Source organism: Bradyrhizobium sp. PRIMUS42, assembly GCF_023006515.1.
Classification (GTDB): Bacteria; Pseudomonadota; Alphaproteobacteria; order Rhizobiales; family Xanthobacteraceae; genus Bradyrhizobium.
The window spans coordinates 1-223 of sequence record NZ_JALBGZ010001679.1; the positions used below are offsets into that span (position 1 = coordinate 1).

1 protein-coding gene is annotated in these 223 nt (G+C 62.3%); it reads right to left on the minus strand.

Annotated elements, in window-relative coordinates; all coding sequences use genetic code 11:
* Positions 1-132 (minus strand): proton-translocating transhydrogenase family protein (locus tag MOV75_RS42260; RefSeq protein WP_247008443.1); only part of this gene is annotated, 132 nt, incomplete at its 3' end.
* Positions 133-223 lie beyond the last annotated feature (91 nt).

The window sequence follows — 223 nt, forward strand, 5'->3', positions numbered from 1 at the left end:
GGTCACGCTCATCAGCGGCGTGTGCAGCGCCGGCGTCACCGACCACACCACGAAATAACCGACGAAAACGGCGAGGACGAAAATCGACAGCCGGAAGATGAAGGGGTCGACGACCTGTGCAGCATGCTCCATGGCGATCTCTCCTTACGCCTTCGGCTGGAAGTTCGGGTGGATGACGGCGCCGTCCTTGGTCAGGGCGGTGGCCTTGACGAGCTCATCGTCC